Source organism: Flavobacterium sp. ARAG 55.4, from assembly GCF_051846875.1.
Classification (GTDB): domain Bacteria; phylum Bacteroidota; class Bacteroidia; order Flavobacteriales; family Flavobacteriaceae; genus Flavobacterium; species Flavobacterium plantiphilum.
Genome location: NZ_JBPYCT010000014.1, coordinates 45,264 through 70,765 on the forward strand (window position 1 = coordinate 45,264; position 25,502 = coordinate 70,765).

Here is a 25,502-nt window from a genome sequence, read left to right on the forward strand (position 1 = left end):
CTTGCTTTCATGATAATTGTCATTTTTATTTGCTGTAATGCATATTATTTTTGAATTATAAAAATACTTATCATGAACAATTCACTGATTCAAAAATACAATGTACCCGGTCCGCGCTACACCAGTTATCCCACTGTTCCCTACTGGAACGAAGCTGATTTTACATATCAGGACTGGATTACAACTTTTAGAAAATCATTTGCTGAGAGCAATGCTACAGAAGGAATCAGCTTGTACATTCATCTTCCGTTTTGCGAAAGTCTGTGTACATTTTGTGGCTGCAATAAACGTATTACTAAAAATCATAATGTAGAATCCGTTTACATTCAGGCTGTTTTGAAAGAATGGCGTCTTTACAGCAAACTTCTGAATGAAAAACCCATTATCAAAGAAATTCATCTGGGCGGCGGAACACCTACTTTTTTTTCAACAAAAAGCCTGGAAGATTTAATCAACGGTATTTTTGCTTACGCCGGTAAAGCTGAAAATTATGAATTTAGTTTTGAAGGACATCCCAACAATACAACGTATGCACATTTGCAAAAACTCTATGATTTAGGTTTTAGAAGAGTCAGTTTTGGGGTTCAGGATTATTCTGAAAAAGTACAGAAAGCTATCCATCGCGAACAGCCTTTTCACAATGTTGCTAAAGTTACTTTCTGGGCAAGAGAAATAGGTTATACCTCTGTTGGGCATGATATTATTTTTGGATTACCTTTTCAGAAAACAGAAGATATTGTGGATACAATAGAAAAAACGAAATCATTACAGCCCGACCGTCTGGCTTTTTACAGCTATGCTCATGTGCCGTGGATTAAAGGAAATGGTCAGCGTGGTTTTAAGGATGAGGATATTCCTAAAGATCAGGAAAAAAGAATTTTGTACCAAGTGGGAAAAGAATTATTACTCAAAAATGGGTATTACGAAATAGGTATGGATCATTTTGCATTAGAAACAGATAGTCTGTATCAATCTTTGCAAAAAGGTCAGCTGCATCGTAATTTTATGGGATACAGTTCGTCAAAAACCCAATTAATGATTGGTTTAGGTGTTTCGTCTATTAGCGACAGCTGGTATAGTTTTGCACAAAATGAGAAAAACCTTGATGATTATTACCAACTTTTAGAATGGGATCAAATTCCTGTTTTCAGAGGTCATTTGTTAACGAATGAAGATCTGATTATTAGAAAACATATTCTGAACCTCATGTGTCATTTTGAAACCAGCTGGGATACTAATGAAACTTATTTTAAAGAAATAAGAGAAATTTTGGGACAACTGAAAGAAATGCAGCAGGACGGAATCCTTATAATCAGAGAAAACGGAATCCAGGTAACAGATAAAGGCAAAGCTTTTGTTAGAAATATTTGTATGGCATTTGATTTACATTTAAAACGAAAAGCACCTGAAACTGCTTTGTTTTCTATGACAGTTTAAATTAAAATCAATTTTTATGAACTAGAAATTACTTAGTTGATATTTTACTTATCTTAGAACAATTAAAATCAGACAACTAAAATTTAAAAATATGGCAAAACAAGTTTTTATCAATCTGGCTGTAACTGACCTTCAAAAGTCAATGGATTTCTACACTGCATTAGGTTTTTCAAACAATCCTCAATTTTCTGATGACACCGCAAAATGCATGTTATGGAGTGATACTATTTATGTAATGCTTTTGACACACGAAAAGTTTTTAAACTTTACAAATAAACCCATTGCGGATACCAAAGCCCATATTGCGGGATTGTTTTCGTTATCGACTGACAGTATTGACGAAGTAAATACTATTGTAAACAACGGTTTGAATGCTGGCGGAACCGAACCTACTGAGATGAGAGATTATGGTTTTATGCAACAACGTACTATTGAAGATTTTGACGGTCACACCTGGGAAGTATTCTATATGGATATGTCGAAAATGCCGACAGAATAAACTTTTATCTCAAAAATATACTTACAAAAAACCTCCTTTTTGCCAAAGCGAGGTTTTTTATAAATACAATTATTAGTTCTTCCTTAATCTACTTTAAAAGCTCCGTCACCAACAACATCTATAGCTTTTAAAAAATCTAAAATATGTTGATTGAATTCATCCTTCTGTTCCAGATTAGACACATGACCTGCATTTTCAATAACTTTTAATGTTGCTCCGGATATAGATTCTTTCATTGCTTCTGATTGTGCTAACGGGGTGACAGAATCTTCTTTTCCGCAGATAATTAATGTTGGAATATTAATTTCAGTCAGAACAGAACAGCTTTCTGATCGCTCAGCAATTGCTTTAAGTCCTCGTTGTACAACATGCTCAGGATTAGAGAATACCACTTTTTTTAATTCTTCTACCTGTTCCTTTTTATTTCTAAATGAATCTTCATAAAAAACTTTTTTTATGAAACCCTCATTAAAATTTGCAGTGCCATTAACCTCTATTTCATTGATGGCCTCATAACGTTTTTCTTTGACTTCAGGAGTATCGGCTATACATTGTGTGTCGGCTAAAATTAAAGCTTCAAACCGTTCAGAAAATCGCTGATAGGCATTTAAAACTATATATCCACCCATAGACAAACCACACACCACTGCTTTTTCGATGTTTAATTCATCCATAAATGCTATTAAATCTTCAGCAAATAAATCAATACTCAAAGAAGAATCTGTATCAATAGAATTCCCAAATCCTCGAATATCAAAACTAATTACACGATAAGCTGATTTTAAAAAATCCATTTGCCCATGCCACATCGATTTATCAAAAGGAAAACCGTGTATAAATATAACCGGAACACTTCCTTCTCCAACATCATTATAAGACAAATTAAAGTTATTTACAGTAATAGTTAAATCAAAACCTTTATTTTCTGTTTTCATGTCTTGTATTTTTTCTGTTTAGGTAACTGCTGTAAATTTACATTTTGAATTCTGGAAATAATTTACAGAATTTACAATAAGAACTACACAATTCACACTTAACAAAAACCATAAAAAAAAACCTGCTTATCGATTAGACAAGCAGGTTAGGTTTTAAAAAAAGACTAAAATTAATCTGTAATAATATTGAATCCCTGGATTCTTCCGCTTTCTTTTAAACGGAAAGTTTCTTTAGTAACTTTTGTAGTTGGATTGTATTGCATCACTCCTGAAAAACCATCTGAAGTACTATTTGACAGGAAATAAATTTCACCATTATGGAAAAATGGATTTTGTGTTGTATAGAAATTATCCGGTGGCATGTTTAAGCGAGTTGCTTTTTTAGTATTGGTATCAATTTCGTTCCAGAACCAAACATCATCTCTATATTTAACTCCGTGTTGTCCTCCACCATAATAAGAAACCGGTCTTGATGGAATTGTAGTATAAATTTTGTTGTTGTAAGCAAAAAGTCTGTTAAACTCAGCAGGAAACTGATATGATTTAATATCCAATACAAAAGTGGTATCAAAATTAACTTCTCCTTTTTTAATTCTAAGAATTTTAGAAGAATAGTCCGTTGGCTGTGTTTTCATATCACCTACTGTAGCAAAATATAAATCACCGGTAACCGCGTCTAAACTCCATAGAACGTGGTCAATAAAAACACCTAAATTAGTTGTATTACCAATTTTGGTTACATTTTCAATTTTATTTGTCGTTAAATCATAAACTGCAATTGCTACTTCTTTTACCGCAGGAGTTACCTGCCAGTTGTTCCCTACTTTACTTCCTAATAATAAATCAAGGTATAATTTGTTTTCTCTTTTTGCGATAATTAACTGCCCGATTGATTCTAAAGGCTGTCCTTCTGAAAGCGAAGAAAAATCAATTTCTCCTGTTCTTTCCATAGTCGTTGGGTTGAATTTTTGTAATTTCAATCCGCCTCTTACTTTATCCCAGTAGTAACCTTCTGTAGCACTTGCCACTAAGTAGTTTGTTTCGTACGCGTTAGAAAGTGATGGTAAAAATCCCTGATCTACCACTTTACCTGAAGCATCAAGCCCCATTTTAGTAATTCCCTGTTTTGTATTTGAAACATCATTTACTTTAAAAAGGCTTTTGTCTAAAACACTTCCACCTAAAGAAGAGGCTACCTGAAGAAATGGAAGTCCGGCAAGATTGATTTCTCTTGATTTATTGTCTTTTAAGGCATAAACACCTCCGCTCCAATTAGCTGCACCATTGTAAATAATCCAGGTTTCATTTTTTGGCAAAGTTTCATCTACATTACCATTGTCATCATTATTGTTATCATCATTGCTGCTGCAAGAAAATAAAAGCATACAAGCAGCTACTCCTGCAAGTATGGAACCAAGTGATTTGCTTCTTTTCATAGTTATTGTAATTATTGTTAATTTAAAAAAAGTTATAAATTAGTTTGAGATGGAATGATCTTCCCGGTCTCTGAACATTAAAATTGTCATACAATCTTATGTCTCCAATGTTTCGGCATTCAGCTGAAACAGTTGTTTTTTTATTCGAAAAATGGTAATACATGCCCACATCATTCGAAAACTGCCCTATTCTTCCATCTTTTGGAATGATTAATGAAGTTTGAAAATCTTTTACAGGTTCAAACAAAGACGGTTCCTGACTTTTTGGAATTTCAACCAGAAAAAACCGATGAGTGTAATTAGCATTCCACGTAAAGTTTAGATTATCACCCTTCGCAAACAGATTTCCGAAATAAGTATTTAACCAAAAGTTTCCAAACAGAAACGGAATATTAGGCACTCTTGAATCCTGAAGGTAGTTAAACTGACTCTCAACCGCTATTCTTCTAATATCCTGATAAGTCATATTCAATCCGGTACTTAACCATTTTGCAGGAACATAATTCGTTTCAAATTCAAAACCTTTTATTTCAGTTTGCTGGTAATTTATGTATCGGCTGAATGGAATATCATACTGAAGAAAAATTCCGTCTTTGGCATTTCTATAAAACAAATTGGCCGAAAAAACCAGACTGCTTTTTCCTTTTAGGATTGAATATTCGCCATATAAATTTAAATTGTCGCTCTTTTCAGGTTTAAGATCTAAATTTTCTCTGGTCATGACAGCGTCGCCAAAAACTTCTGATTCATCAGGAAGGCGCGTGGCTTTTTCGTAAGAAAATTTTAATAAATAATTTTTATCTGCCCATTTTAGTCCTGCCAAATAACCAAAACGACTGTCTGCTTTTGATGATTTCCAGGCTGCACCATAATTATCAGTTGTATATCCGTCTGTCTTGTAATGGTAATATTTAGCGGCAACAACGCTTTCCAGTCTGCTGTCCAGCCATAATGAACGCCAAGCCAGAGCCAAATTATCTTTTCTGTAAGTTGCCGGAATAGTCATTACATCAATACCATCAATTGGAGAAATTGCTCCCAGAGGATCGCTTCCTTTTCTTCGCTGATATTGAAACAGTTCACTGAATTCTAAAAAGTTTCGGTCAGACAATCGATATTCCATATTTAATCTCGACGCAGCCAGATTGTATTTTAATTGTTGGTTATTTCCTGCCCTGATTTCGCCTGCCTGTAAACCGCTAGCCATGATATCTCCTTCCCAATTGTAACGAACCGTTGTTGTATCAATAAATTTGGTATCAAAGTGACTGTAATTAGTCAGGAAATTTACTTTTAGTTTATCATCAAAAAATTTCTTTTTATAATGGATCATTCCTGTGTAATTCTGTTCTTTCGAAAATGCCTGCCCGTAAACATTTACCATTTGAGCATCATTTTGAATCTCTTTAAAGAAATCAGAATAAATCAAAGTCAGTCGAAGATCATCAGCCCATGATTTTTCTTTTAATCCAATAAAAGCTTCCCCATAATTTGATCTTGTCATGTCGTGAAAACGCTTCACATCTTTAAACTCCTCATTTTTATCATTCTGAATGGGTACATTTACTTTATAATTATTATCCGAATAATTCAATGAACCATTAAGACCGCCGTAGAAATTCTTTTTATTTTGAAGGTAAAAATTAGCTGTTGCGCGGTGTGTATTAAATGAAGCTATTTCATATGATACCTCTGCAAAATTTTTATTTGAAGTTCTGGTTACCATATTTACTCCGCCGCCTAAAGCATCCGAAGCCAAATACACCGGCATCACTCCTTTGTAAATTTCTACTCTGTCCAGCATATTTACCGGGATGGTTCCTATGCTGAAACCGTGGCCAAACAATTCAATAGGAATTCCGTCTTTAAAAAAACGAACTGCTTTTCCCTGCAATCCGCCTAGATTAATTTGTACAGCCGAACCTAAATTTCCATTGGTTCTTAATTTTACTCCCGAAGCACGGTTTATAAAATCCCCCACATCGCCTGCTTTGGCATATTGTTTTTTAAAATCGATAACCTCAACAGAAAACGCAGACGTTTCAATTTGCTTTTTTACTGTTCGGTTTTGCACCACGACTTCTTTTAACTTTGCCGAATCACTGCCGGAAATATTTAAAGTAAATTTGAAATAATTTTTAGTATTACAATCAGCCGTAATGGTTTGTTTTAGTTTAAAACCGTTCTTGGTTACAACTTCTATAGTGTAACTTCCATCTGTTAGCGAAAGCTCTGCAATTCCTTTATTGTTACTCACTCCCATAGCTTTGTTATCTACAAATACACTAACGTTTGCCTGTGGGTTACCTAAATTGTCTTCGACTTGAATATGTACAGGACAAGCATTTCCGTAGAAAAATCCCATTAGATAAATAAATAAAATATTTAATTTAATTGCCAAGCTATTTTAATTTAAACTGATTATGAATTACATTTGCAGCTGCAAAAGTATTTCATAACTGAGTAATGCATTTATGAAAGTGGAAGTTTTAATTATGAATATAGAAGTATAAGCGATGGCATTTAAAATTGACTCTAATGATTTTGCTGATTTTCTGGAAACTGGTCAAGAACTCGAAATTGTACAGTCAGAAATAAAAATTGAAGGCGAAAAGGACATGAAATTTGTTACTCCTAAGGGAGATATTCTGTTTCATGAACATGCTATTAATGACGATTTATCAGTACTTGAAGGAAATTATCAATTGCACGATGATGTTAGTATTTCAGGGCGTGGCGAAACGGCATTGTTAGAAATGCATTTTAATCTTTCTGAGCAGCAAATTGGCTGTGTAAGCCCGACTTCAGTAACAGGATTTGCCGGATCGATGTCGGGCAATATCACTTACCTTACCGTTGAAGAGAATCATGCTAAAATGGATTTTAAAAAAGATATAATTTACAATACTTTTGATATTCATCTTCCTGTAAATGTACTTGCTAAATATGAAGGAGAATCAAAAGTAATGGATAATTTCCTGAATAATATTCAAAAAAACATCAGTACTACTTTGGCTAAAAATGAAATAAAAGTTGGAGCTAAAATCTATAGTGTAATACAGGACATCAAAAACTGTTTTTACAAAGGACTTACCAGAAAAATTTATATCGAATCTAAAATATATGAGCTTATTGCTTTAAGCCATTATAGTTTAGATAACGAAAAAGAATATACTAATTTTTCTGCTGATGATGTCGAAAAAATAAAATTTGCAGCGCAATTAATCAGAGATAATATTAATAATCCGGACACCATTGTTGGACTTGCCCGAAAAGTAGGTGTAAACCAAACCAAACTAAAAGAAGGATTTAAAGCGGTTTTTGGTGATACGGTTTTTGGTTACTTACAGGAAATCAGAATGAATAAGGCTAAGCATTACTTAGTCGACACTTCGCTTTCTATCCAGGAAATAAGCCATCTTTCAGGATATCAAAATGTTTCGAATTTCAGTATTGCTTTCAAACGAATATTTGGTTATCCACCTACTAAATTAAGAACGAAACTTATGTAATTGAAAAAGCGATTTCATACTACAAGAAATCGCTTTTTCATTAAAAAAACTATTTAAAACTAAAATCTATTTTCTAATGACAATTCGGATTTGCCTGAACAAACAAACTCACGGTAGATGGCGAAACATAAGGTATCCCTAATCCTAATCCTCTTAGAATAAACAATACTCCTATCAGCACTACTACATAAGGAATCGCTTTTTGAATGCGGTTACGAACACCGAGTGACAAAAATGATTTAAGGTATAATACACTACTCATTAATGGCACTGTTCCTAATCCAAATAAAACCATATACAAAACGCCTAAACTACTGTTTTGCATGGCAATTGCGCCAAATAAAGCCACATAAACCATTCCGCAAGGCAAAAAGCCGTTTAACAATCCAATCGTAAAAAGGGATTGATAGCTTTTCTTCTTAAACTGACTGCCCAGAATTTGTTTCAATTTTGAAATCAATCGAAATACCGGTTTAGAAAAATTGTATTTAGCAAATGTCTTTTCAGGGATTACAATGACTATAATCATTAAAACGCCAATTATAATCGATAATCTTTGCTGCATACCTGCTATAAAAAAACCTTTACCTAACAAGCCAAAAACTAAACCAATACTGGCATAAGCTGTAATTCGCCCTAAATGATAGGTAATAATCTGTGTTACTTTTTTAGCCGGATTCCTTTGATCTACAGGCAACATCATAGCGATAGGACCGCACATTCCAATGCAGTGAAAGCTACTTAGTAATCCGAATATCAAAGCGGTGTAAAGCATTTTTTCTTTTGAAGTTTCTGAGTTACTGAGTTACTGAGTTACTGAGTTACTGAGTTACTGAGTTACTAAGTTGCTAAGAATCTCCGTATCTCAGCAACTTAGTAGCTTAGTAACTACTCAATATAAATTGGTTCTTTCGTTAAATAAATTTTTCCGGCATACTGCCATTCCATATTAATGTCCCATTGACCGCCTGCCAATTTTGATTTAGGTATGAGCAAAGTTGGATTAGACAACAAAATCGGAGTATCGAAATCTAATTTTTTGTTAGACGGTCTGTAGAGGGACACTGTTCCTTTAATTTGGGATGCATTAAATTCCTGAGGAAATACAATAGTTATTCCCTCATTTGTATTGGTTATGATTGGTTTGTGATTTAAATCCTGTGCATTTTGAACACGATCCATTTCTTCCTGAAAGCGGGCATCATGCTTGTAATATTCTTCGACAACTAATTCGTTATCGTATTTAGAATTGGATTGTACTTTAATGACGAAGTACAAAATAAAACTGATAAATAATGCTATGGCTATGGATAATCCTGTTCCCCAATTAATTTTAATCCCCCTAGCCCCCAAAGGGGGAACTCCCACTGAAGTATTCAAATCTTTTAAATTGTTTGTTTTCATATTTTCTATTTATTAAAATATAATGCTTCTATTCACTATACATATTCCCCCTTTGGAGCTTAGGGGAATTAGTCAAAACTTCTAGGGCTCAAAAAACTAGTGGTGGTAGTTTCAATTTTTTTATCGCCGTTGTAAACTTCTATTTTTAATTTGGTTTTGTCGCTTTCCAGCAAATATTTATTGATTTCAACAAATAAAGTTCCGCTACTCATTCCCTGTTTAGGAACTTTGATAATTTGCTTTCCAACCAATTTCAAATCTCCTTTGATGTTTTTTAATTTAAAATGAAGGGCATTGAAATCATCATTGGTTTTATTAATAATTTTATACGTAAACACATTACTGATGTTTTCGCCTTTGTGTTGATACAACTGTCCCGGTAATCTTAAAATAAGTGCCTCAACATCCGTTCTTAAAAACAACAGCCCAATAAGCATCCCTACTAAAATGGTCAAAACAGCAGTGTAACCTTTCATTCTGGTGGTGAATTTAAAAGGCGCTTTTTTCTCTATTTCATCTTCGGAAGCATAGCGAATCAAACCTTTTGGCAAGCCTACACTTTCCATAATGCTGTCGCATTCGTCAATACAGGCGGTACAATTCACACACTCTAATTGTGTTCCGTTTCGGATATCAATGCCGGTTGGACACACATTGACACATTGATGGCAATCAATACAATCCCCTTTTCCACTTAAAGCACGATTTTCTTTCTTATTAAATTTAGCTCTTCCTGCTTCTTTTTCACCCCGAACAAAATCATAGGCTACATTAATCGATTTATTGTCTAAAAGTACCCCTTGTAATCTTCCGTAAGGACAGGCAATAATACATACCTGCTCTCTGAACCAGACAAAAATAAAATAGAAGATTCCGGTAAAAATGCCCAGTGAGATCAGCGTTTTCAAATGATTCAAAGGATTATCTTCAATCATAACAATCAATTCATCACTACCTATCAGATAAGCCAGAAAAACATTTGCAATTCCAAAAGAGATTATCAGAAACACAGTCCATTTCAAGCCTTTTTTTCTGATTTTCTCAGCATTCCATTGCTGTTTGGCTAATCGCATCTGAGCACCTCTGTCGCCTTCTATCCAAAATTCGATTCTTCTGAAAACCATTTCCAGAAAAATAGTTTGCGGACAAATCCAGCCACAAAAGATGCGTCCGAAAATAACCGTAAACAAAATCACGAACACCACTCCTATAATCATAAAGAGTACAAAGAGATAGAAATCCTGTGGCCAGAATGGAAATCCGAAAATATTAAAGCGCCGCTCCAGAATATTGAACAACATGAACTGGTTACCGTTGATCTTTATAAACGGATTTGCAATCAGAATTAGTAATAAAAAATAACTAACCCATTTTCTATACTTATAAAACCGTCCCGAAGGTTTTTTAGGGTAAATAAATTTCCTTTTTCCTTCATTATCAATCGTTCCAATGCTATCTCTAAAAGCTTCGTCGGCTAATTGTGCCATTTTGTTTAGTGTTTACTATTATTTAACCACAGATTACACAGATTATTTTTTTACAAAGAGTAAATGACTCAACTAATAAATTAAATCTATAAAATCCTCTAATCTGCGGTAAAAACATTTATTTCGCTTCGGCTGCAGCAATTTCTTCTACCCAAAGATCGCCATCTGGTGCTTTTGGATCTTTTGGATTACTTCCTTTTAAAGACATGATATAGCTGGCAATTTTTTGAATTTCTTTAGGTTTCAACGTTCCTTTCCAGGAAATCATCCCTTTTCCGTCACGTCCTCCGTTAGTAATCGTATGGAAAATATTTTTAATTCCGCCTCCCAGAATCCAATGGTCGTCAGTTAAATTTGGTCCAATTTGTCCTCCGGCATCCGCTCTGTGACAGGCAGCACAATTATTTTCAAAGAGTGTTTTACCTATTGCTAAATCGGCCGGATCCGTTAGTTGTGTAACCGATTTTTCGTCCATTAAATCAGGCGCATTTTTCATGTACTCCGCCACTTCAATTTTAGCCTGAGCCAATTCTTTTTTCAGTTCCATTTCCTGATTATCTGCACCAAGAATTTCAAAACGAACTAAATAAATGGCTGCAAAAACAATACAGGCATAGAATGAATACACCCACCAAGGCGGTAAATTATTATCTAACTCTTTGATTCCATCGTAATCATGATTCAGTAACAAACTACCTTCTTCTTCAATAGGAACCGTTTTAGTTAATTTTTTCATCAGGTTTTTAAACCAGACAGACTCCCTTAGCGGTTTTAACTCCTCAGCTGCTAATCGGGCTTTTTCTTCCTCCGGTAGCAATTGGTACACAATATTATCAGCAGCACTAATAACTGCCTCTATAGCAATTAGCAATATCAGAACAACTAAGAGAATTACATTGACCATGGGAAATTTTAGAAAAGCAGGCCGGTCACCTGAATCTATAAAATATTCTATCAAACCAAAAATGATAAAGAAAAGTACAATGACTCTAAGATAGGCTGGAATTATTTTTTTCATAATACTATGGCTTTATTATTCAACTGGTATGGTATCATTCAACGGAATCTGACTCAACTCTTTAATTTTTTCTTTTTTATAGGAGAAAACCCAAAGTGCTAATCCCACGAAGAAGCAAAAGAAAATTAATAAAGATAAAATGGGATATATCGCTACTCCTGCGATGGTCTCCATATTGTGTTTTATTTGTTCAAACATATTTTTTCTTTTTTAAGTTGTGAAGGTTCTAAGTTGCTGAGATTCTAAGTTTTTTTTGTATTTCTAAATCTTAGCGACTTAGAAACTTAGCTTCTCAGCATCTTCAAAAAACTATTTTTTCACTTTAATATCAGTTCCTAATCTCTGGATGTAAGCAATAAGAGCTACAATTTCTCTGTCCTGCATTGGAACAAATACTTCTCCTCTGGCCACAGCTTTCTTTTTACTTTCTTCGTAGCTTTTTACAAAATCAGGATCTGCATGCAGATTATTTTCAATTTTTCCGGCTTGTGCTTTTATCGCTTTTTCAGCGTTGGCAATTTCGGCATCTGTATAAGGAACACCGAGAGTCCGCATTACTTTCATCTTGTTTTCGATATCTGAAATATCCAAAGCCTTATTGTCAAACAACCATTTGTAACCCGGCATAATAGAACCTGCAGAAGTACTTTGAGGTGACCACATGTGGTTAAAATGCCAGTTGTCGTTATACTTACCTCCCACTCTCAGCAAATCAGGACCGGTACGTTTAGACCCCCAAAGAAACGGATGATCGTAAACAAATTCACCTGCTTTAGATTGAGGACCATAACGTTCTACCTCACTTCTGAACGGACGAACCATCTGAGAGTGACATCCCACACAACCCTCACGGATGTATAAATCACGTCCTTCTAATTCCAATGGTGTATAAGGTTTTACACTTGTAATGGTAGGAATATTAGATTTTACCATAATAGTTGGAACAATTTGAATAATACCTCCAATCAAAATCGCTACCGTTGCCAGAATCGTCAATTGGATCGGCTTTCTTTCCAACCAAGGGTGGAATTTTTCTCCTTTGATTCTTCCTGCACTGATTTTTTGTAATTCGGGAGCTTCGGCTAATTCATCTTCAACAATATGATTTGCTCTAACTGTTTGATAGATATTATAAACTAAAATGAACATTCCGGCAACATACATTGTTCCGCCCACAGCTCTCATCCAGTACATTGGAATAATCTGAGTTACTGTTTCTAAGAAGTTCCCATAAGTCAAAGTTCCGTCAGGATTGAATTGTTTCCACATAGAAGCCTGAGTAAATCCGGCTACATACAATGGTAATGTGTACAGAATAATTCCTAAAGTACCCAGCCAGAAATGAGTATTAGCTAATTTTAAAGAGTACAAAGGCCCTTTAGTCATACGAGGAATCAACCAATAAATGATACCAAAAGCCATAAATCCGTTCCAGGCTAAAGCTCCTACGTGTACGTGAGCAATAATCCAATCGGTAAAGTGGGCAATAGCATTTACATTTTTAAGAGACAACATAGGTCCTTCAAAAGTAGCCATACCATAACCGGTTACTGCTACCACAAAGAATTTCAATACCGGTTCTTCACGAACTTTATCCCAGGCACCACGCAATGTCAGTAACCCGTTAATCATACCTCCCCAGGATGGCGCAATTAGCATAACAGAGAAAACCACTCCCAAATTCTGAGCCCAGTTAGGCAAAGCAGAATACAATAAATGGTGCGGACCAGCCCAGATGTATAAAAAGATTAAAGACCAAAAATGCACAATAGACAATCGGTAAGAATAGACCGGACGATTAGCCGCTTTAGGAATATAATAATACATCAATCCTAAAAAAGGCGTCGTTAAGAAAAAAGCAACTGCATTATGACCATACCACCATTGTACTAAAGCATCCTGAACTCCTGCATAAACAGAATAACTTTTCATGGCAGAAACCGGCAACGCCAAACTATTAAAAATGTGCAATACGGCTACTGTAACAAAAGTGGCAAGGTAAAACCAGATAGCCACATACAAATGACGCTCTCTTCTTTTTAAAATAGTTCCAATCATATTGATCCCAAAAACTACCCAAATCAGTGCAATTGCAACATCAATAGGCCATTCTAATTCAGCATATTCTTTAGAAGTGCTGTATCCTAAAGGAAGTGAAATAGCCGCTGCAACAATCATTAGCTGCCAGCCCCAGAAATTAAGATTACTCAAAAAATCAGAAAACATTCTTGCTTTCAGCAATCGTTGCAGAGAATAATAAATCCCGGCAAACATGGCATTTCCCACAAAGGCAAAAATAACAGCATTAGTATGCAAAGGTCTTAAGCGACCAAAACTCAGCCAGGAAATCCCGTCTGTTAAATTTGGGAATAAAAATAAAAGAGCTAACAAAAGTCCGACCGCCATACCAACTACTCCAAAAACAATGGTAGCGTAAATGAACTTTTTAACAATTTTGTTATCGTAATAAAACTGCTGCATTTCCATATATTAAAATTAAAATGTTTATGAATTGTAAAATGTTAGGGTTAAGAGTTAGAGGTTTGTTCATAGTCGCTTAACTTTTTTAGCTCCTCACTCTTAACTTTTTTGAGTTCATCATCAAAAAGCATCCGGACCGATGGTGTATAATCATCGTCAAATTGCCCATTTTTCACTGCCATAAAAAAAGCAATTAAAAAGGCGATAGCTACGAAAATGCTAATGGTGATTAATAAATAAATGACACTCATACCTTGTAAATTTATACCCCAAAAGTAGAATCCCTACTCCGGAGATTCTATGACATTTATCATGCTTTGGGATTTTATTAATGAGAAAAAATCAAATTTTCTTCCTCTATTTTCTTTTCTCTATTCTCTTGCTTCTTGCTTCTAACTTCCTTGCATAATAATTACTCATCAGCGTCACAAAACTCACAATAGTAATCGTACTCAAAGGCATTATAATAGCAGCTATCAGAGGGTCTAAGTTACCTGTTACAGCAAATGTTAATCCTACCACATTATAAAGTAAGGATAAACCAAAACTCAGCTTAATCACTAACATCGCTTTCTTAGAGAGTTTTAAGAAATAATCTAATTTTTGGAATTGCCCGGCTTCTAAAATAGCATCACAGGCCGGAGAAAAAACATTGACATTCTCCGAAATCGAAATCCCAACGTTGCTTTGTGCCAAAGCTCCCGCATCGTTTAGTCCGTCGCCTACCATCATCACATTTTTACCTGAATCCTGTAACTGTCTGATGAATTCCAGTTTTTGTTCCGGTTTTTGATTAAAAACCAATTCGGTTCCCTGCGGTAAAAGTTGTTTTAAAGCATATTTTTCCCCGGCATTATCGCCTGACAAAACTTTGATTTGGTATTTTTTATTCAATTTTTTAAATAAATTTTCTAATCCCTCCCGATATTGATTTTTAAAAACATATTTCCCCAAATACTCTCCATTAATTTGAATGTGAACGGAGGTTTGTGTTATCGAATTCTCTTCTGAATTTCCGGCAAAAGCTGCTGAACCAATTTTTATAAAATTACCTGCTGCTTCTGCCTGAATTCCTTTTCCTGCAATTTCCTCAAAATCGTTAATTTTCACTTTTCCTATTTCCGGTAAAAAATCATACAACATTCGGCTTAAAGGGTGATTCGATGCGCGAAGAATGGATTTTATCAGAATTAAATCAGGTTCAGAAAGTAACTTTCCTTCATAAGAGATATTCGACTTTTTATTGGTAGTAATTGTTCCGGTTTTATCAAAAACAAGGGTATCCACTTGTGCCAGTTGTTCGATAACTAAAACATTCTTAAGATAAAATTGCTGCTTTCCTGTAATTCGCAAAATATTTCCTAATGTAAAAGGAGCTGTTAATGCTAAAGCACAGGGACAAGCCACGATTAATACCGCCGTAAATACATTAAAAGCAGTATTCACATCTGTAAAAATCCAATAGCCAAATCCCAGAAAAGCGATCAATAATAATATAGGAGTAAAATATCTGGAAATACTGTCAGTGATGCTTTTGTGCTTCTGTTCCACTTTTTTCTGAAACACATCATTACTCCACAATTGGGTCAGATAACTTTGGGAAACCGAAAACAAGACTTCCATTTCGATCACTTTCCCTATTTGTTTTCCTCCGGCAAAAACTTTATCACCTGAAATCTTGCTGATTGGAATGGCTTCGCCTGTAACAAAACTGTAATCAATAGCGGCTTTTTCGCTAATTAAAATTCCGTCAACGGGAATTAATTCCTGATTTCGAATCAGTAGCCTGTCGCCTTTTTGAATATCATAAACCGCAACACTTTCTTCAGAAGCATCACTATTTATTCGGGTCACAGCCACCGGAAAATACGATTTAAAGTCTCTTTCGAAACTTAGAAAACTGTAGGTTTTAATCTGAAACATTTTGCCCAAAAGCATAAAGAAAATCAAGCCCGTCAGACTGTCAAAAAAACCTGAACCGTAATCCAATACAATATCAACCAGGCTGCGAATAAACATGACAATAATTCCTAAAGCGATAGGAACATCAATATTGAACATTTTAGACCTGATGCTTTTATATGCCGAAACATAATAACCACTTGCGGAATAAAAGAAAGAAGGTAAAGCCAAAGCAAAAATCAGCCACCTGAAAAACGGTTTGTAATTGTCCAGCCAGAATTCTCTGATCTCAAAATATTCGGGAAAAGAAAGCAGCATAATGTTGCCAAAACAGAAAAAAGCGACACCCAGTTTATAGGTCAGACTTCTGTCCATGTTTTGTTTTTGAGTTTCGTAATTATCTAAACTAATATACGGTTCGTAACCAATAGAACACAACAGACGAACAATTTCGCTCAGTGAAACTTCATTCGAATTATAAACAATACGTACTTTTTTCTCCGGAAAATTAACCTGAGAACTGCTTATTCCTTTTTGAAGGCGTTGTAAATTTTCCAGAATCCAAATACAAGAACTACAATGTATATGAGGAATGCTAAGTGAAACAATAGCGGTTGAATCCTCTTCAAATTCCAATAATTTTGAAACGATGTTTTCATTGTCTAAAAAATTATATTTACCCTTAATTTCCTGCGGAGTTGCTCCGGGTGATTTTTCAAAATCGTAATAGCAAGTCAAATCATTCAGACTAAAAATTTCGTACACGGTTTTACAGCCGTTGCAACAAAAAGTTTTTGCGTCAAAAATAATTTCAGCTTTTTTTACAATAGCTAAACCACAATGGAAACAGTTTTGTGTGTCCATAACTTTACTCATTTTACCTGATACAAAGCTCCTGAATGAATCTTAGGCAAAAAATGATATATATCATATAAATCATTAATTTTGTAACTCGTTGGATGGATTAATTTTGATGATTTTTTGTCAGTCCGAGTGATTCCACTTTTTGGGCGGGATCGTATTGAGAACAAGAAAAATTGCATTAAAAACGGTTCTCGATACATTTTTTGTTTCGTTTTTACTACACAAAAAAACACTCGAACTGACGTTTATTATTCCAACTAACAGTTTTTACAACGACAATTAAACTTCCTTTAAAATGAGTAAATGCGAACAATGTATCGTTAGAGAATTCAGCTCTTTAAAAGCACTAAACAAAGACGAATTAGTAAAACTTGCCGAGTGCAAGACGTCCCGTTTGGTGAAAAAAGGCGAAGTCATTTTTGAAGAAGGCGAAAATGTAAATGGTATTTTTTGTATTAAAGACGGTGTTTGTAAACTCACTAAACTAAGCCCAAACGGCAAAGACCATATTGTAAAATTAGTTACCAAAGGCGAACTTCTGGGACAACGCTCGATGATTAGTGACGAACCGGTAAACCTGAGTGCCGTAGCACTTGAGGACATGCAGGTATGTTTTGTTCCAAAAAGTGAAATCATGGGCTTTTTTGACAAAAACAATCAGTTTTCTATGAACGTGATGAGAACCATCTGCGGAGACCTGAAAGAAGCCGACAGCCAGATGGTGAATATGGCACAAAAAACCGTTAAAGAACGCCTTGCAGAAACCCTGCTCTATCTTCAGGATACTTTTGGTAAAAATGAAGATGACACACTTAAAATCCAACTCAGCCGCGACGAAATCGCCAGCATAATTGGTACCGCTACCGAAAGCTGTATCCGTTTATTATCTGAATTCAACAAATTAGGCTTAATCGAATTGAAAGGAAAAAAAATCACTCTTAAAAATATTCCTCAGCTGAAAAAGATGGCTTAAGTTTTTTATTGACTCTTTACCACAAATTATTATTTTTTTATCTTTTGCAATAAAAATAGTATTTCATAAAAAAATTGAAATTACTGGATATGATTGCTTCGTTCCTCGCAATAACATATTAAGCGGTTTAAGTCATTGCGAGCGATAGCGTAGCAATCTCACTAAACTAAGGCTATGAAAACCCGATTGCACGGATATACACCAAACGTTGATTGGAATTGACCTCTAGTGATTGCGAATTGACGAAGCAATCTGTACCCTTAACAATAAGAAAAATCGAATTTCCTTCATGAGATGCTTCCTTCGTCAGCATGACAAGTTTGCGGGAAATACTAAACAAAACCTGAAAGCTTTGCAATCTTGTAGACAATAAAAACCACTATTTTTTTCGAATAATACAATAGCTTCTTAAAATTAATATATTCTGTCAAAAATTAACGTTTATTTTCTTTTTCTTTCGTTTATTTTCTTTTATATTTGTTTTTACACTAACACTAAAGAAAACAAAACATGTTGCCAAATCAACGAAGGGAGAAAATTTTAGAACTGTTAAAAGAAGACGGATTTGCTAAAGTAATCGATCTCGCCCGCCTATTCAAAGTTACAGAAGTAACGGTACGTCAGGACCTTGAAAAATTAGAAAGTGAGGGACTCATTTTAAAAGAACACGGGGGAGCAAGTATCAAAAACGTTGAAGATCAGGTACGAAGCTTTTCATTACAACGTCAGGAAAATCTGGAACAAAAATCGGCAATTGCCCAAAAATGCTTAGAATTTATTGAAAACGGAGATACCATTATTCTGGATTCGGGTTCTACCACTACCGAAATAGCCAAAAAACTAAAAGGCTTTAAACAATTAACCGTAATTACCAATGCTTTAAATATTGCATTATTATTAGGAACTGATCCTGATATTGAAGTAATTATGACCGGAGGCGAATTCAAACCGCCAACATTGTCACTAACCGGTCAAAAAGCCGCTGATTTTTTCAAAGGTCTTAATGTACAGAAATTATTTTTGGCCACAGCCGGAATCTCATTAAAATCAGGACTTACCTATCCTAGCATCAGCGATTTAGTAGTAAAAAAAGCGATGATTGAAGCCGCAGAAGTTACTTATCTGGTTGCCGACAGTACTAAAATGGGCAAAAGTGCTTTAGCCAGTTTAGGTGCCTTATCCTTAATTGATTATATCATAACAGACAACAAGATTGAAGAAAAACACAAACAGGTATTCATGGATAACGAAATAGAAGTAATCGTATCCTAAACATAAAAATAAAAAAAGACAAAAAACCAAAGCAATAAAAAAATGACAACATCAACATTAGGAGTAATCATAGGAAACAGAGATTTTTTCCCGGACAGTTTAGTAGAAAAAGCAAGAACAGAAATTATTGAAGTTTTTGAAAAGTTAAACATCAAACCTATTTTATTAGACAGTAATGACACTAAACTGGGCGGTGTGGAAACCTATAAAGAAGCGCAAAAATGTGCCGATTTATTCAAAAAACACCAAAATGAAATCATGGGTGTGCTGGTCTTACTGCCAAATTTCGGAGATGAAAAAGGAGTAGCTGATACTTTAAAATTGGCTAATCTGAATGTTCCGGTATTAATTCAGGCGTATCCGGATGAGCTAACTAAAATGAACGTAGTAAACAGACGTGATTCCTGGTGCGGTAAAATTTCTGTTTGTAACAATTTATATCAATACGGAATTAAATATTCATTGACATCTCAACACGTAATGAGTCCGTCTAATCCAGTTTTTCATAAAGATTTACTGGATTTTACAGCCGTTTGCCGTGTAGTAAAAGGAATGCGTAATGTGCGTATCGGAGCTATCGGAGCAAGACCTGGAGCTTTTAACACCGTTCGTTATTCAGAAAAAATATTACAAAGACACGGAATTACAGTAACCACATTTGACTTATCAGAAATTTTAGGAAAAGCCAATAAATTAACAGCTGATGATGCTAAAGTAAAAGCGCATTTAGAATCTATCAATGCTTATGTGGCTCAAGGCAAAACCCCAAATGAAGCCATGATTCAAATTGCCAAACTGGATGTGGTTTTAAAAGAATACATGGAAGAATACGCGCTTGATGCTACTGCTATCCAATGTTGGACTTCCTTACAGCAAAATTATGGTTGTAATGTATGTACGAGCATGAGTATCATGAGCGAAAACATGTTACCAAGTGCCTGTGAGGTTGATGTTACCGGGACTTTGAGTATGTATGCCATGCAATTGGCTTCAGGTTCTCCAAGTGCCTTAGTAGACTGGAATAACAATTATGCCGACGATCCTGAAAAATGTGTTTTATTCCACTGTGGCAACTGGGCTAAATCATTCCTGCCGGACATTTCATTAAGCACCGCTCCTATTCTGGGAACTTCTGTGGGTGTAGAAAATACCTATGGTGCGCTGGACGGAAGAACACCTTCTATGCCACTTACTTACGGAAGAATCAGTACCGATGATCCTAAGGGAATCATCAAAGTATACATTGGCGAAGGTGAATTAACGAATGACGAACTCAATACTTTTGGGAACAGAGCCGTAGCTCAAATACCTGACTTACAAGGATTAATGCAATACGTTTGTAAAAACGGATTCGAACACCACGTAGTAATGAATGCTTCAAAAACAGCCGCTATTTTAGAGGAAGCACTTGGAAACTATATGGGTTGGGAAGTTTACAAACACTAAAAACTAAGAAAATGCAGCTAGAAGAATTAAAACGTAAATCGATCGAGAACAGAAAGAAAGTGCTCCAATACATCTACCATGCTAAGGCAGGACATACAGGAGGAAGTTTGTCTATTTTAGACATTCTGAATGTGCTGTACAATGATGTCATGAACGTTTCCCCTGAAAATTTTGATTCTAATGACAGAGACCGCTTCATTCAGAGTAAAGGTCATAGTGTGGAAGCTTTGTATGTTGTTTTAGCCGACAAAGGCTTTTTCCCTGAAGAAGATTTGCTGACTATGTGCCAATACAATTCTCCATACATAGGACATCCCACCAAATCTATTCCCGGAATTGAACAAAACACCGGCGGACTCGGACATGGTTTACCTATCTCATCCGGCGCCGCATTAGCAGCCAAAAAAGACAATTCGGCTATAAAAGTTTTTACTGTACTGGGAGATGGAGAAATGGCTGAAGGTTCTAACTGGGAAGCGATGATGTTTGCTGCTCACTATAAACTGGACAATCTGTGTACTATTTTAGATTATAATAAACTACAAATTACCGCTCCCAATGCTGATGTGATGGGCTTAGAGCCAATTGATCAAAAAATTGAAGCTTTTGGCTGGGCTGTAAAACATGTAGACGGACACAATCTGGAAGAGCTTTCAAAAACCCTTAACAGCTTGCCATTAGTAGAAGGAAAACCAACTTTTATCATTGCACATACTACAAAGGGAAAAGGAATCAGCTACATGGAAAATGTATTAAAATGGCATCATGGTGTACCTTCAGAAGAGCAATATGATTCGGCTATGAAAGAATTAGACCTGCAATTACAAGAACTAGAAACTGTCTTAAAATAATGGAAGAAACAAAAACAGCAGCTGCAGCAAATTTGGAAGTCTTTTCAGAAGTACTTCAAAATTTAGCCGCAACAGATAAAGATATTATGGTAGTTACGAGCGATTCTCGTGGCTCAGGAAAATTAGTGCCTTTTGGGCAAAAATATCCCGAACAGATTGTTGAAGTGGGTATTGCCGAACAAAACCTGGTAGGTGTTGCCGCAGGATTAGCCAGTATGGGCAAGAAAGCATTTGCGGTTTCTCCAGCCTGTTTTTTAACCGCCAGAGCCTTGGAACAAATCAAAAATGACGTGGCCTATTCTGATAATCCTGTAAAATTAATCGGGATTAGCGCCGGCGTAAGCTATGGTGCTTTAGGAACCACGCACCACAGTCTGCATGATTATGCGGTGCTCAGAGCCATCAATAATATTACCATTGTAGCTCCTGCCGATAATTTTGAAACTGCCGAAGCCATTAAAGCAGCTGCCCAAATGACAAGTCCGGTTTACATTCGTTTTGGAAAAAAAGGAATGCCGGAAAATTTGCAACAAAACCCCAATCCTTCTGATTTTAAAATCGGAAAAGGACGTGTCATTCAGGAAGGAAGTGATTTGGTATTTATTGCTACCGGAGAAGCCGTTCTGCCTTGTGTTGAAGCTGCAAAATCACTGCAAAAAGACCACCAAATCTCCTGTAAAATAATCAGTTTGCATACTATCAAGCCTTTGGATACCGAATTATTACTGGCCGCTGCTGCTACGGGAAAACCCATAATTACTGCCGAAGAACATTCTGTCAATGGCGGATTAGGCGAAGCAGTAGCATCTTTATTGTTCCAGAACAGCTGTACAAATACATTCAAAATTGTAGGCTTACCGGATGATCATACCGTTTCAGGTTCACAAATTGAAATTTTTAATCATTATGGCATTTCTGGCGAAGGATTAAAAAACACTGCTTTAAACCTAATTAAATTATGAAAATAAGATCGTTTGCTTTACTTGTTTTGACTGTAATTTTTGTTTTTGGATGTTCTTCGAAAGACAAGTCCGAAAAGCCTAAAATTGCGGTTGTGGTTTCTACTTTAAACAATCCGTGGTTTGTGATGCTCGCCGAATCAGCCGCTAAAAATGCTGAGAAACTGGGCTATGAAGCTAAAATATTCGATTCGCAAAATAACCCTGCGGTAGAATCAGACAATTTTGAAAACCTGATTTCCTCGGGTTATGATGCTATTTTGCTGAATCCAACCGATTCTGATGGTTCTATTTCGAATGTTCTAAAAGCCAAAACAGCCGGAATCCCTGTATTTTGTATGGACAGAGAAATTAATGCTGATGATGCGGCTACGAGCCAGATTCTTTCTGACAATTATTCGGGCTGCGTGGCTATAGGAATTGAATTTGTAAAAGAGCTGAAAGAAAAAGGAAATTATGTAGAAATTTTAGGTTTAGTGGGCGATAACAATACCTGGGCACGTTCGGGCGGTTTTCATTCAGTGGTGGACAAATTTCCCAATTTAAAAATGGTTGCACAGCAAAGCGGCAATTTCGACCGAAACAAAGCGATGGAAGTGCTGGAAACCATTATGCAGGCAAATCCTGATATCGATGCTGTTTTTTGTGGCAATGATGCTATGGCTATGGGTGCTTTTCAGGCTTTACAATCGGCGGGAAAAGCCTATAAAGTTAAAATATTTGGTTTTGACGGAGCCGGTGACGTAATTGAAAAAATTCGTGAAAAGAAAATTGTGGCAACAGGAATGCAGTTTCCGGTAGTAATGGCAGAAACTGCTGCTAAATACGCCGATGAATATTTTAAAGGCAGACGGGATTTTCCTCAAAGAGTACCTGTTGAAGTAGAATTAGTAAACGCAGCAAACATAAAAGACTATTAATTATGAAAAAAAGATATGCGTATATTTTAGGACTGCTGATTGTGCTCACTTTAGGATACAATTCGGTGTACTTTAAAAAACTGAGTGTGGTTAAAGCAGCAAAAAAAGAAAATTTTGACTTCAGAGCTTATGCTGATTCCATTTATTACAAAGGGATTCTGAAAAGCGAAAAAATTTCCCTGACAGATTTGAGTTCTATGATGAAAGTCAACCCTGAACCTACTTTTGAAAAGTATGGAAACCGTCTGGGAATAGGAAATTCGGCTTATTTTATGATTCAGAGTACCGGAAAAATTATCGATATTAAAGACGGACTTTACACTATTGCCGATGAAAAGAATGGTATTATTTACATTGATACCAAATACATTTTTGGAAATGCTATCCGCGATGCTTCGGGATTGGTAAAACTGACTGATTTTAAGACCAATTCAGAGTTTAATAAAGTTTCTGAATCTCTGAACGATATTATTCGAAACGAAGTCATTCCAAAAGAAATCAGCAAAGTTAAACTGGGTGACAGCATCCGCTTTAACGGAGCCATAAAACTAAGTAAAAATCAAAATTTACGAGAAAAAATAACCGTCATTCCGTCTCAAATAAAACTCCAATAAATTGTTAGAAGCAGTTAAAATATCAAAAGAATTCCCGGGTGTAAAAGTACTGAATCAGGTAAATTTCAAATTTTATCCTGCAAAAGTAAACGCTATACTGGGAGAAAATGGTGCGGGTAAATCGACCTTGCTGAAAATTTTGACAGGCGCTTACACTGAATACGATGGCGAAATAAAACTGAATGGTGAAACTGTTACTTTTTCAAGTATTAAAGAAGCTCAGCAGGCCGGAATTGCCATCATTCATCAGGAACTGAATTTAATTCCTGAGCTCAGTGTAACCGAAAATTTATTTTTAGGAAGAGAAATTTTAAACGCTTTTGGACTTCTGGATACCGCAAAAATGGAGGCAGAAGCCAGAATAATTTTCGAAAAAATTCAGCTGAATGTTTCTCCTAAAACTTTAGTTCAAAAACTAAAAGTAGGCGAACAGCAATTGGTCGAAATTGCCAAAGCTTTATTGTCGAATGCCGACATCATTCTGATGGACGAACCCACATCGGCTTTGAGTGATAAGGAAATTGAAAACCTGCACCGCATCATTGAACAATTAAAATCCGAAGGAAAAACGATTGTTTACATTTCGCATAAAATGGACGAATTATTCCGAATTGCAGAACATTACACGGTTTTAAGAGATGGAAATACCATTGATGCCGGCGAAATGAAAGCCACTACCGAACAGGATTTAATCCGCAAAATGGTAGGACGTGAAGTGCTTATTGAGAAAAAAGATACCAGCGCAGTATTCCATGATACAGTCTTAAAGGTTCAGGATTTGAATCTTAACAATCCAGTGGTCAAAAACAGAAAAATACTTGAAGACATTTCTTTCGAATTAAAAAAAGGAGAAATTCTGGGGATTTTTGGATTAATGGGAGCCGGAAGAACAGAACTTCTGGAAACTATTTTTGGCATGCATCCTAACCATAGCGAAAGTATTATCGAAATTAACGGAGTAAAAGCCATCCATAAACAACCTAAGAATGCCATTGAAAACGGATTGGCTTTTGTAACCGAAGACCGCAAAACAGAAGGATTGGTTTTAGGCATGGATATATCGTCAAATATCAGCCTTACGCAGCTTGCTTCTTTGGGACTTTTACATGCATCCAAGGAGAGGGCTTCGGCAAAAGATTATATCGAAAAATTAAGCATCAAAACGCCGTCAGAAACACAATTGTGCCAGAACCTGAGTGGCGGAAATCAACAAAAAGTAGTTTTAGCCAAATGGCTCGCAACCAATCCGCAGATTTTAATGATGGATGAGCCTACCCGAGGAATCGATATTAATGCTAAAAACGAAATTTACAACCTCATCAAAATACTTGCTGCCAACCAAATGAGTATTCTTTTAGTTTCCTCTGAAATTCCCGAAATCCTTGCGCTTTCGGATCGGATTTTAGTAATGGCCGAAGGAAAAATTAAAGCCTCCTATTTAGCCGCAGAAGCCAACGAAGATAAATTATTAAAATCAGCCTTACCTGAATAA

At 35.6% G+C, this 25,502-nt stretch carries 22 protein-coding genes; 11 read left to right on the top strand and 11 right to left on the bottom strand.

The window, feature by feature from the left end; translation table 11 throughout:
• Positions 1-72: 72 nt before the first annotated feature.
• Complete coding sequence (gene hemN / locus ACSV4D_RS15050) at positions 73-1,437, top strand: oxygen-independent coproporphyrinogen III oxidase (protein WP_439228899.1); 1,365 nt, start codon at positions 73-75, stop codon at positions 1,435-1,437.
• Between the two features lie 91 nt (positions 1,438-1,528).
• Positions 1,529-1,936: a VOC family protein gene (locus ACSV4D_RS15055; protein WP_439228900.1), complete on the top strand. Its 408-nt coding sequence runs from the start codon at positions 1,529-1,531 to the stop codon at positions 1,934-1,936.
• Between the two features lie 83 nt (positions 1,937-2,019).
• Here the strand turns inward: ACSV4D_RS15055 and ACSV4D_RS15060 are convergent, their stop codons facing one another.
• The 3 genes from ACSV4D_RS15060 to ACSV4D_RS15070 form a co-directional block, all read right to left on the bottom strand.
• The gene (locus ACSV4D_RS15060) at positions 2,020-2,871 is read right to left on the bottom strand and encodes an alpha/beta fold hydrolase (RefSeq protein WP_439228901.1); all 852 of its coding nucleotides are present in this window, start codon (positions 2,869-2,871) and stop codon (positions 2,020-2,022) included.
• A 170-nt stretch (positions 2,872-3,041) separates the two neighbouring features.
• Positions 3,042-4,307, bottom strand: a complete 1,266-nt coding sequence (locus tag ACSV4D_RS15065) for a hypothetical protein (RefSeq protein WP_439228902.1) — start codon at positions 4,305-4,307, stop codon at positions 3,042-3,044.
• Between the two features lie 22 nt (positions 4,308-4,329).
• Complete coding sequence (locus ACSV4D_RS15070) at positions 4,330-6,708, bottom strand: TonB-dependent receptor plug domain-containing protein (RefSeq protein WP_439228903.1); 2,379 nt, start codon at positions 6,706-6,708, stop codon at positions 4,330-4,332.
• 115 nt (positions 6,709-6,823) lie between these two features.
• Here ACSV4D_RS15070 and ACSV4D_RS15075 point away from each other — a divergent pair, with 115 nt between their 5' ends.
• Entirely contained in the window at positions 6,824-7,819 is a 996-nt protein-coding gene (locus ACSV4D_RS15075) for a helix-turn-helix domain-containing protein (protein ID WP_439228904.1), read from the top strand.
• A gap of 73 nt (positions 7,820-7,892) precedes the next feature.
• On the opposite strand, the gene ACSV4D_RS15080 is transcribed toward ACSV4D_RS15075, so the two are convergent.
• The 8 genes from ACSV4D_RS15080 to ACSV4D_RS15115 all read right to left on the bottom strand — a co-directional run bounded on the left by ACSV4D_RS15080 (position 7,893) and on the right by ACSV4D_RS15115 (position 16,975).
• Positions 7,893-8,594 carry a sulfite exporter TauE/SafE family protein gene (locus ACSV4D_RS15080; protein ID WP_439228905.1) on the bottom strand — a complete coding sequence of 234 codons (702 nt, stop codon included), beginning with the start codon at positions 8,592-8,594 and terminating at the stop codon, positions 7,893-7,895.
• 113 nt (positions 8,595-8,707) lie between these two features.
• Positions 8,708-9,157 (bottom strand): FixH family protein, encoded by a 450-nt coding sequence (locus ACSV4D_RS15085; RefSeq protein WP_439228988.1) that lies wholly within the window; start codon positions 9,155-9,157, stop codon positions 8,708-8,710.
• A 134-nt stretch (positions 9,158-9,291) separates the two neighbouring features.
• On the bottom strand, positions 9,292-10,710 hold the full coding sequence (ccoG, locus tag ACSV4D_RS15090) for a cytochrome c oxidase accessory protein CcoG (RefSeq protein WP_439228906.1): 1,419 nt from the start codon (positions 10,708-10,710) through the stop codon (positions 9,292-9,294).
• A 118-nt stretch (positions 10,711-10,828) separates the two neighbouring features.
• The gene (locus ACSV4D_RS15095; RefSeq protein ID WP_439228907.1) at positions 10,829-11,728 is read right to left on the bottom strand and encodes a cbb3-type cytochrome c oxidase N-terminal domain-containing protein; all 900 of its coding nucleotides are present in this window, start codon (positions 11,726-11,728) and stop codon (positions 10,829-10,831) included.
• 15 nt (positions 11,729-11,743) lie between these two features.
• On the bottom strand, positions 11,744-11,926 hold the full coding sequence (locus tag ACSV4D_RS15100) for a CcoQ/FixQ family Cbb3-type cytochrome c oxidase assembly chaperone (RefSeq protein ID WP_439228908.1): 183 nt from the start codon (positions 11,924-11,926) through the stop codon (positions 11,744-11,746).
• Between the two features lie 111 nt (positions 11,927-12,037).
• Entirely contained in the window at positions 12,038-14,215 is a 2,178-nt protein-coding gene (gene ccoN / locus ACSV4D_RS15105) for a cytochrome-c oxidase, cbb3-type subunit I (protein ID WP_439228909.1), read from the bottom strand.
• Between the two features lie 41 nt (positions 14,216-14,256).
• On the bottom strand, positions 14,257-14,460 hold the full coding sequence (ccoS, locus tag ACSV4D_RS15110) for a cbb3-type cytochrome oxidase assembly protein CcoS (RefSeq protein ID WP_408082009.1): 204 nt from the start codon (positions 14,458-14,460) through the stop codon (positions 14,257-14,259).
• A gap of 106 nt (positions 14,461-14,566) precedes the next feature.
• Complete coding sequence (locus tag ACSV4D_RS15115; protein ID WP_439228910.1) at positions 14,567-16,975, bottom strand: heavy metal translocating P-type ATPase metal-binding domain-containing protein; 2,409 nt, start codon at positions 16,973-16,975, stop codon at positions 14,567-14,569.
• A 295-nt stretch (positions 16,976-17,270) separates the two neighbouring features.
• Here ACSV4D_RS15115 and ACSV4D_RS15120 point away from each other — a divergent pair, with 295 nt between their 5' ends.
• From ACSV4D_RS15120 to ACSV4D_RS15155, 8 genes are all read left to right on the top strand, one after another.
• Entirely contained in the window at positions 17,271-17,948 is a 678-nt protein-coding gene (locus tag ACSV4D_RS15120) for a Crp/Fnr family transcriptional regulator (RefSeq protein WP_439228911.1), read from the top strand.
• A gap of 510 nt (positions 17,949-18,458) precedes the next feature.
• Entirely contained in the window at positions 18,459-19,220 is a 762-nt protein-coding gene (locus tag ACSV4D_RS15125; protein WP_408082012.1) for a DeoR/GlpR family DNA-binding transcription regulator, read from the top strand.
• A gap of 42 nt (positions 19,221-19,262) precedes the next feature.
• Positions 19,263-20,666, top strand: a complete 1,404-nt coding sequence (locus ACSV4D_RS15130) for an L-fucose/L-arabinose isomerase family protein (protein ID WP_439228912.1) — start codon at positions 19,263-19,265, stop codon at positions 20,664-20,666.
• An 11-nt stretch (positions 20,667-20,677) separates the two neighbouring features.
• Positions 20,678-21,517 carry a transketolase gene (locus tag ACSV4D_RS15135; RefSeq protein WP_439228913.1) on the top strand — a complete coding sequence of 280 codons (840 nt, stop codon included), beginning with the start codon at positions 20,678-20,680 and terminating at the stop codon, positions 21,515-21,517.
• Complete coding sequence (locus ACSV4D_RS15140; protein WP_439228914.1) at positions 21,517-22,479, top strand: transketolase family protein; 963 nt, start codon at positions 21,517-21,519, stop codon at positions 22,477-22,479. The genes ACSV4D_RS15135 and ACSV4D_RS15140 overlap by 1 nt, the downstream gene beginning before the upstream one ends.
• The gene (locus tag ACSV4D_RS15145) at positions 22,476-23,396 is read left to right on the top strand and encodes a D-ribose ABC transporter substrate-binding protein (RefSeq protein ID WP_408082016.1); all 921 of its coding nucleotides are present in this window, start codon (positions 22,476-22,478) and stop codon (positions 23,394-23,396) included. The genes ACSV4D_RS15140 and ACSV4D_RS15145 overlap by 4 nt, the downstream gene beginning before the upstream one ends.
• Positions 23,397-23,398: 2 nt before the next feature.
• Positions 23,399-24,010 (top strand): DUF2291 domain-containing protein, encoded by a 612-nt coding sequence (locus ACSV4D_RS15150; protein ID WP_439228915.1) that lies wholly within the window; start codon positions 23,399-23,401, stop codon positions 24,008-24,010.
• Position 24,011: 1 nt separating this feature from the next.
• Positions 24,012-25,502: a sugar ABC transporter ATP-binding protein gene (locus ACSV4D_RS15155; RefSeq protein ID WP_439228916.1), complete on the top strand. Its 1,491-nt coding sequence runs from the start codon at positions 24,012-24,014 to the stop codon at positions 25,500-25,502.